The organism is Streptomyces sp. BR123 (genome assembly GCF_013401435.1).
GTDB lineage: Bacteria > Actinomycetota > Actinomycetes > Streptomycetales > Streptomycetaceae > Streptomyces.
The window spans coordinates 1-7,499 of the sequence record NZ_JACBGN010000324.1; the positions used below are offsets into that span (position 1 = coordinate 1).

7 protein-coding genes are annotated in these 7,499 nt (G+C 73.7%); 3 read left to right on the forward strand and 4 right to left on the reverse strand.

Translation table 11 applies throughout. The features are described 5' to 3' along the window. The first annotated feature begins 503 nt into the window (after positions 1-503). Positions 504-719, forward strand: a complete 216-nt coding sequence (locus tag HYE82_RS31375; RefSeq protein WP_179177591.1) for a dodecin — start codon at positions 504-506, stop codon at positions 717-719. A 79-nt stretch (positions 720-798) separates the two neighbouring features. Here HYE82_RS31375 and HYE82_RS31380 read toward each other — a convergent pair whose 3' ends face one another. Beyond that, complete coding sequence (locus HYE82_RS31380; RefSeq protein WP_179177592.1) at positions 799-1,299, reverse strand: hypothetical protein; 501 nt, start codon at positions 1,297-1,299, stop codon at positions 799-801. A 171-nt stretch (positions 1,300-1,470) separates the two neighbouring features. Between HYE82_RS31380 and HYE82_RS31385 the strand changes: the two genes are divergently transcribed. Beyond that, complete coding sequence (locus HYE82_RS31385; protein WP_179177593.1) at positions 1,471-2,103, forward strand: DinB family protein; 633 nt, start codon at positions 1,471-1,473, stop codon at positions 2,101-2,103. 125 nt (positions 2,104-2,228) lie between these two features. After that, positions 2,229-4,682, forward strand: a complete 2,454-nt coding sequence (locus HYE82_RS31390; protein WP_179177594.1) for an excinuclease ABC subunit UvrA — start codon at positions 2,229-2,231, stop codon at positions 4,680-4,682. Between the two features lie 173 nt (positions 4,683-4,855). Here HYE82_RS31390 and HYE82_RS31395 read toward each other — a convergent pair whose 3' ends face one another. The 3 genes from HYE82_RS31395 to HYE82_RS31405 all read right to left on the reverse strand — a co-directional run. Then, the gene (locus HYE82_RS31395) at positions 4,856-5,506 is read right to left on the reverse strand and encodes a hypothetical protein (protein WP_256987931.1); all 651 of its coding nucleotides are present in this window, start codon (positions 5,504-5,506) and stop codon (positions 4,856-4,858) included. Positions 5,507-5,746: 240 nt separating this feature from the next. Beyond that, positions 5,747-6,502, reverse strand: a complete 756-nt coding sequence (locus tag HYE82_RS31400) for a succinate dehydrogenase/fumarate reductase iron-sulfur subunit (RefSeq protein ID WP_179177595.1) — start codon at positions 6,500-6,502, stop codon at positions 5,747-5,749. Next, the coding region (locus tag HYE82_RS31405; protein WP_179177596.1) for an FAD-binding protein at positions 6,499-7,499 on the reverse strand (1,001 nt) is incomplete at its 5' end. The genes HYE82_RS31400 and HYE82_RS31405, both read right to left, overlap by 4 nt.

Sequence of the window (7,499 nt, forward strand, 5' to 3'; positions counted from 1 at the left end):
GTGAGGAGGGCGGGAGCGGCGACGGGCGGGACGGCGGACGGCGAGAGGGGGGCGATGGTCATGGCGGCTCCTGGTCAGGGCGCGGGGTGCGGGCCGCAGGTGTGACGACCCGGCTCCTTCACTTCTTCCGTGGCCGACTGGATTCGACATGACCGCTTCGCGGCCCGCGGATGTGCGGAGTCTGAACTCGCCGGGGTCAGCGGAGTCCTGCGATGCGCTGCCCTTCATCGGCCAGAGCGTCACCTTCTGCGGCTCGGCGGCCGCATCTCCCGGGACGCCGCACCCGATGAGGGCGGCTGCGGCCGCGAGGCGGGGCACACGGCGGGAAACGCGTCTTCACGGGGGGGCCTTGCAGGGTGGATCGGAGCCGGCTCGAACATGCGCATGGACCAGTGGACGGGGCAGGGCCCTTTCACCCGGGAGTCGTCGCGGCAAAGTTCGCGGACCGGGACGTACTGGGGCACCGTAGAAGACGACAAGACCCCCACTCTCGGGAGACCTCCATGTCCAACCACACCTACCGGGTGACCGAAATCGTCGGCACGTCCACCGAGGGCATCGATCAGGCCATCCGCAACGGGATCTCCCGGGCCGGCCTCAAGCTGCGCAATCTGGACTGGTTCGAGGTCACCCAGATGCGCGGCCACCTGGAGAACGGCCAGATCGCGCACTACCAGGTCGGACTGAAGGTCGGCTTCCGGCTCGACGAGGGGGACTGACAGCCGAGCCGCGGCAGGGCCGCGAGGTGCGAACCCGAGGCCCTGCGGCATGGCGGCACGGCGGCACGGCGGCCTGGGATCAGGCGCGGCCCTCCGCCTCCTGCGCGGCCCGGAGCTCCGGCGCGTCCGCCGCCCAGGTCGCCGGAACCACCCGGAACCCCGCGGCGCGCGCCGCCTGGCACACCAACTCGTCGTCGTCCACCAGCATCCGCACCTCCCGGCCGCGGGAGATCCGCTGGAGCACCTCCAGCTTGGTGGTACGGGCGGGCCGGCGGTCGCTGTTCCGCCGCATCCACAGCCGCCCCTCGGGCAGCCCGTGCCGGGCCAGCCACTCCACCGTATCCGCCCGGCACCGCTCCGGGCGGCCGGTCAGGTACACGATCTCGCAGTCGGCCGAGCGCTCGACGGCCAGGGCCACCCCGCGCGCGAGCGGCGGATCGGCCGGTGCCGCGGCGAAGAAGCCCTCCCAGTCCCGCGGTCGACGCTCCAGGAAGTGCCGGCGGTGGTCGGTGTCGGCCAAGGTGTTGTCTATGTCGAAGACGGCCAGGCCCAGGCGCCTGCGGTCGGTTCGCTCACTCATACGGGCCACCCTAAGGAGTCGCGGCCCGGCGGCGGCCGCTCGGCAGCCACCGGCCGGACGGCCGGTCGGCGAAAAACCGGTACGCGTTCGGTTCCGGCCGTGCGAGGCTGGCCGACTGACAGACCGCCCCTCCCCGCCGCCGTCCGCGGCCGGACCGCCACCGGAGCACCCGTGACACCAGCCCGCCTGATCCCGCTCCTCCAGCAGTTCGATTTCGCGTACGAACGCCTCTCCGCCCGCATGTCGGGACCCGTCATGGACAGCGGCGACGGGAGCCGGACTCAGGTCGGCGCCCCGCTGACCGACGAGGAGTATCTCTGGGAGCCGGTACCGGACTGCTGGTCGGTGCGACGGCGCTCCGACGGGCCGGGGCCTCGGGCGACCTTCCTGGCCGGCGCCGGCAGCGGCGACTGGGGACGCGATGCCGCGGCCTACCCGCACCCCTGGCCGCCACCGTTCACCACCCTGGCGTGGCGCCTGAGCCACCTCGGCGAGATGCTGACCCTGCGCGCCGACCACACGGCCGGCAGCCATGCCCTGACCCGGGACGACCATCCGGTCAGCGGGACCGCGGCGGAGGCCGTCGCGGCGTTCGAAGCCGGTGCCGCGGCCTGGCGGAAGGCGCTGCTGGGCCTCGACGACATCGCGCTCGACACCACCGGGTACTGCACCTACCCGCACGGCAGCGACGCGGAGGAGCCCCTCCTCGACATCGTGTGGTGGGTCAACCAGGAACTGCTGCACCACGGAGCCGAGATCGCCCTGCTGCGCGACCTGTACCGCTACCGCGCACCACAGCTCTGACACCACCACCGGCCCCGCGCCGGAAGATCGAGGCCTTGGAGACGAGCGCGAGGGAGCGGGAGTCGTACGGGGGCGCGCTCGCCGGGCACATGCCTGAGCTGCGGCGCCCCCGTAAAGTGGGGCGAATGCGCCAGACCGCCGAGCCGCCCCCCGCCGCCGCCCAGCCCCGCCGCCACGACCCGTTCATCCGCGTGCGGGGTGCCCGGGAGCACAACTTGCGGGGCATCGACGTGGACATCCCGCGCGACGCGCTGACCGTCTTCACCGGGGTCTCCGGCTCCGGCAAGAGCTCGCTGGCCTTCGGCACGCTCTACGCCGAGGCCCAGCGCCGCTACTTCGAGTCGGTGGCCCCGTACGCGCGGCGTCTGATCCACCAGATCGGCGCACCGAAGGTCGACTCGGTCACGGGCCTGCCGCCGGCCGTCTCGCTGGAGCAGCGGCGCTCCACCCCCGGCTCCCGCTCCTCGGTCGGCACGGTGACGCTGCTGTCCAACTCCCTGCGCATGCTGTTCTCCCGCGCAGGTGCCTACCCCGAGGGCGCGCCGCGGCTCGACTCCGACGCCTTCTCCCCCAACACGGCCGCCGGGGCCTGCCCTTCCTGCCACGGGCTCGGCAGCATCCACCGCACGAGCGAGGAACTCCTCGTCCCCGACCCGGGGCTGTCGATCCGTGAGGGCGCCATCGCGGCGTGGCCCGGGGCGTGGCAGGGCAAGAACCTGCGGGACATCCTGGAGGTGCTCGGCCACGACGTGGACGTGCCGTGGCGGGAGCTGCCGGCGGCCGACCGGGAGTGGATCCTCTTCACCGAGGAGCAGCCGGTGGTCACCGTGCACCCGGTGCGGGACGCGGACCGGATCCAGCGGCCGTACCAGGGCACGTACATGAGCGCCCACCGCTACGTGATGCGGACCTTCTCGGACAGCAAGAGCGCCACCCTGCGGGCCCGCGCCGAGCGGTTCCTCACCGACTCCCCCTGCCCGGTGTGCAAGGGGCGGCGGCTGCGGGCGGAGGCGCTGGCCGTGACGTTCGCGGGCCGGACCATCGCGGAGCTGGCCTCGCTGCCGCTGACCGCCCTGGACCGGGTGCTGGCCGAGGACCTCATGTCCCGGATCGGGCCCGTCGTCGAGCTCGGCCTCGGATACCTGAGCCTGGACCGCACCGCACCGACCCTGTCGGCGGGCGAGCTGCAGCGGCTGCGGCTGGCGACGCAGCTGCGGTCGGGGCTGTTCGGCGTGGTGTACGTGCTGGACGAGCCATCGGCGGGGTTGCACCCGGCCGACACCGAGGCGCTGCTCGGCGTACTGGACCGGCTCAAGGCGGCGGGGAACACGGTGTTCGTGGTGGAGCACCACCTGGACGTGGTGCGGCACGCGGACTGGCTGGTGGAGGTGGGTCCGCGGGCCGGCGAGCACGGCGGGCGGGTGCTGCACAGCGGGCCGCCGCGCGAGCTCGCCGGGATCGCGGAGTCGGCGACGGCGCAGTACCTGTTCGGCGCGGGAGGGGACGGTCCCGGGCGTGAGGGGCACGACGAGCACGATGGGCGCGCGGTGCGGGAGGGGCACGACGGGCGCGCGGTGCGGGAGGGGCGCGCTGTGCGGGAGGCGGCCGGGGCCGTCCGGCTGGAGGGCGTCGACCGGCACAACCTGCGGGGCGTGGACGTGGAGTTCCCGCTCGGGGTGTTCACCGCGGTCACCGGGGTGTCCGGGTCCGGCAAGTCGACCCTGGTGGGACAGGTCCTGGCCCGGGAGGTCGGCGAACGGCTCGCCGAGCCGGGCTTCCCCGTGCGGCGGCTGGTGGAGGTGGACCAGAAGCCGATCGGCCGCACCCCTCGGTCCAACCTCGCCACGTACACCGGGCTGTTCGACGTGGTGCGCCGGCTGTTCACGGCCGCTCCCGGGGCGCGGGCGCGCGGCTGGAAGGCCGGCCGGTTCTCCTTCAACGTGGCGGGCGGCCGGTGCGAGACCTGCCAGGGCGAGGGCTTCGTGTCGGTGGAGCTGCTGTTCCTGCCCAGTACGTACGCCCCCTGCCCGGACTGCGGCGGCGCGCGGTACAACGCCGAGACGCTCCTGGTTCGCCACGACGGGCTGAACATCGCGGAGGTGCTGGCGCTGACGGTGGAATCCGCGGCCGCGTTCTTCGCCGGGGTCCCGGCGGCGGCGCGGAGCCTGAAGGCGCTGGAGGAGATCGGCCTGGGCTACCTGCGGTTGGGGCAGCCGGCGACCGAGCTGTCGGGCGGCGAGGCGCAGCGGATCAAGCTGGCGACGGAGCTGCAGCGGCAGCGCCGCGACCACACCCTGTACGTGCTGGACGAGCCGACGACCGGCCTGCACCCGGCCGATGTACGGGTGCTGCTGCGGCAGTTGCACGGGCTGGTGGACGCCGGCCATTCGGTGGTGGTCGTCGAGCACGACATGGACGTGGTGGCGGGCGCGGACTGGGTGGTGGACCTGGGTCCCGGCGGTGGTGCGGACGGCGGCCGCATCGTGGCCGCGGGCACGCCCCGGCAGGTCGCACGCGCGGGGCAGGGCCGCACGGCGGGCTACCTGGCCCGGGCCCTGGGCACGGCACGAGGACGGTGACGGCGTCGGCGTCGGCGTCGGCGTCGGCGGGGACTGCGGCCACAGCACCAGGGGCAGCCGCGGCGAAGCCGGCTGCGCCGGGGCAGCGCCACGAAGGGGCGCGGGAACTGCGCGACCGGCCACAACGGGCCCGCAGCCGACGGTCGGCCCAGCGCGGCACTCCGGCGGAGCGCTCAGGCGTCGCCGGGGAGCAGGTGCTGCGGGACCTCGCGGAAGCTCCAGCGGCCCTGCCTGCGGTTGAACAACCACACCAGGTCGTGGCGGTCGGGCCAGGTGGCGGGAACACCGAGCGCATGGTGCGCCCCGAGGGAGCGGATGAGGCGGGGGACGCCCTGGTGTTCCCAGCAGACCAGCACCGGCATCGGAGCGGCCAGCACGGCTCCGGCCAGGGCTGCCTCGGTGCCGACGGCGAACTCGGTGCGGACGCGGGTGTGCAGTGCGGCGGCCAGCGGGGTGACGGTCTGGCGGCAGCGGGCGGGGGCCGCGGAACCGCCGGCGGCGAAGACGGCGGCGGGGCGGGGCAGCAGGGCGCTGCGGGTCGGCGTGAAGAGCCGGGGCAGCTCCTCGGCCCGGCGCCGGCCGCGTACGGCGAGGAAGCCGGGGCTCTCATTGCCCTCGCCGTCCTCGCCGGTGTCCCCGGCGTACGGTTTCTCCGCATGCCGGATCACCATCACCAGCGCGTCCTTCGCCGCGACTCCCCCGGGTCCCCGGCCCGGGGCGCGGGCCGGCTCCTCGGCGGAGCAGCCGGCCGTCGCGAGCGCGGTGAGGGTGGCGGCCAGCACGGTTCGGCGGCGCGGCCCGGACCCGCGGAGGGCTTCTCGCATGGGGCCACTGTTCCCCATGCCGCGGAGCGGTCGGGGGTGCGGCACGTCGCGGCCCGGGCAGAGCGCCCGGTCGGCCGATCGGATCGGCCGACAGGATCAGCCGGACGGATCAGCCCGGCCGGATCAGCCCGGCCGGACGGATCGGCCCGGCCGGACGGATCGGCCCGGCCGGACGGATCGGCAGCCGGACTGGTCTGCCGGCCGGATCTGCCGGCCGGCGCGGGCCCGGCAGGGTGAGGGTCAGCTCCGGGCCTTCCCGCGCTTGCCGAGGGCACGGAGCCATTCCCGGTTCATGGCCGCGATGGACGGCAGGGGGATGCCCTTGGGGCAGGCCGTGGCGCACTCTCCGGTCAGGGTGCAGCCGCCGAAGCCCTCCTCGTCCATCGTGGCGACCATGTCCAGGACGCGGGTCTCCCGCTCGGGCGAGCCCTGCGGCAGCACGTTGAGGTGGTTGATCTTGGCGGAGGTGAAGAGCATGGCGGAGCCGTTGGGGCAGGCCGCCACGCACGCGCCGCACCCTATGCACTCGGCGTGCTCGAACGCATGGTCGGCGGTGTCCTTGGGAACGGCGGTGGCGTGCGCCTCGGGGGCCGAACCGGTGGGGGCCGTGATGTAGCCGCCGGCCTGGATGATCCGGTCGAAGGCACTGCGGTCGACGACGAGGTCCTTGACCACGGGGAAGGCGGCGGCGCGCCAGGGTTCGACGTCGATGGTGTCGCCTTCGGTGAAGGACCTCATGTGCAGCTGGCAGGCGGTGGTGCGCTCGGGGCCGTGGGCGTCCCCGTTGATGACGAGGCTGCAGGCGCCGCAGATGCCCTCGCGGCAGTCGTGGTCGAAGGCGACCGGGTCCTCGCCGCGCAGGATGAGGTCCTCGTTGAGGGTGTCGAGCATCTCGAGGAAGGACATGTCGCGGGAGACGCCGTCGACCTCGTAGGTGACCATGGCGCCGGGGGTGTCGGCGTTCTGCTGGCGCCAGACGCGCAGGTTGAGCCTCATGCGTAGCTCCGCTGGGTGGGGTGGACGTACTCGAAGACGAGGGTTTCCTTGTGGAGGACCGGCGGGGCGCCGGTGCCGCGGAACTGCCAGGCGGCCGCGTAGCCGAACTCCTCGTCGCGGCGGGCGGCCTCGCCGTCCGGGGTCTGGGACTCCTCGCGGAAGTGGCCGCCGCAGGACTCGGCGCGGTGGAGGGCGTCGAGGCACATCAGCTCGGCGAGTTCGAGGTAGTCGACGATGCGGTTGGCCTTCTCCAGCGACTGGTTGAACTCCTCGCCCCTGCCCGGGACCTTGATGCGCCGCCAGAATTCCTCCCGGAGCTGCGGTAGCCGGGCGAGGGCCTTGCGCAGTCCGGCTTCATTGCGGGCCATCCCGCAGTATTCCCACATGAGTTCGCCGATCTCGCGGTGGAAGGAGTCGGGGGTGCGGTCGCCGTCGACCGAGAGCAGCCGCTCCAGCCGGTCGCGGGTTTCGCGGACGGCGGCGGCGACCTCGGGGTGGCTGTCGTCGACGGGGTCCTGATGCGGGTGGCGGGCCAGGTAGTCGTTGATGGTGGAGGGGAGGACGAAGTAGCCGTCGCCGAGGCCCTGCATGAGGGCGGAGGCGCCGAGGCGGTTGGCCCCGTGGTCGGAGAAGTTGGCCTCGCCGATCGCGAACAGGCCGGGGACGGTGGTCTGGAGGTCGTAGTCGACCCAGAGGCCGCCCATCGTGTAGTGCACGGCCGGGTAGATCCGCATCGGGACCTCGTACGGGTTCTCGGCGGTGATCCGCTCGTACATCTCGAAGAGGTTGCCGTACTTCTCGGCGACCTTGTCCCGGCCCATGCGGCGGACGGCGTCGGCGAAGTCCAGGTACACGCCCTGGCCGCCGGGGCCGACGCCGCGGCCCTCGTCGCAGACGGACTTGGCGGCGCGGGAGGCGATGTCGCGGGGGACGAGGTTGCCGAAGGAGGGGTAGATCCGCTCCAGGTAGTAGTCGCGCTCCGACTCGGGGATCCGGG

Coding starts and splice junctions, on each gene's coding strand:
- HYE82_RS31390 (WP_179177594.1), top strand. CDS start 2,229: ATGCGCCAGACCGCCGAGCCGCCCCCCGCCGCCGCCCAGCCCCGCCGC.
- HYE82_RS31395 (WP_256987931.1), bottom strand. CDS start 5,506: ATGCGAGAAGCCCTCCGCGGGTCCGGGCCGCGCCGCCGAACCGTGCTG.
- HYE82_RS31400 (WP_179177595.1), bottom strand. CDS start 6,502: ATGAGGCTCAACCTGCGCGTCTGGCGCCAGCAGAACGCCGACACCCCC.
- HYE82_RS31380 (WP_179177592.1), bottom strand. CDS start 1,299: ATGAGTGAGCGAACCGACCGCAGGCGCCTGGGCCTGGCCGTCTTCGAC.
- HYE82_RS31375 (WP_179177591.1), top strand. CDS start 504: ATGTCCAACCACACCTACCGGGTGACCGAAATCGTCGGCACGTCCACC.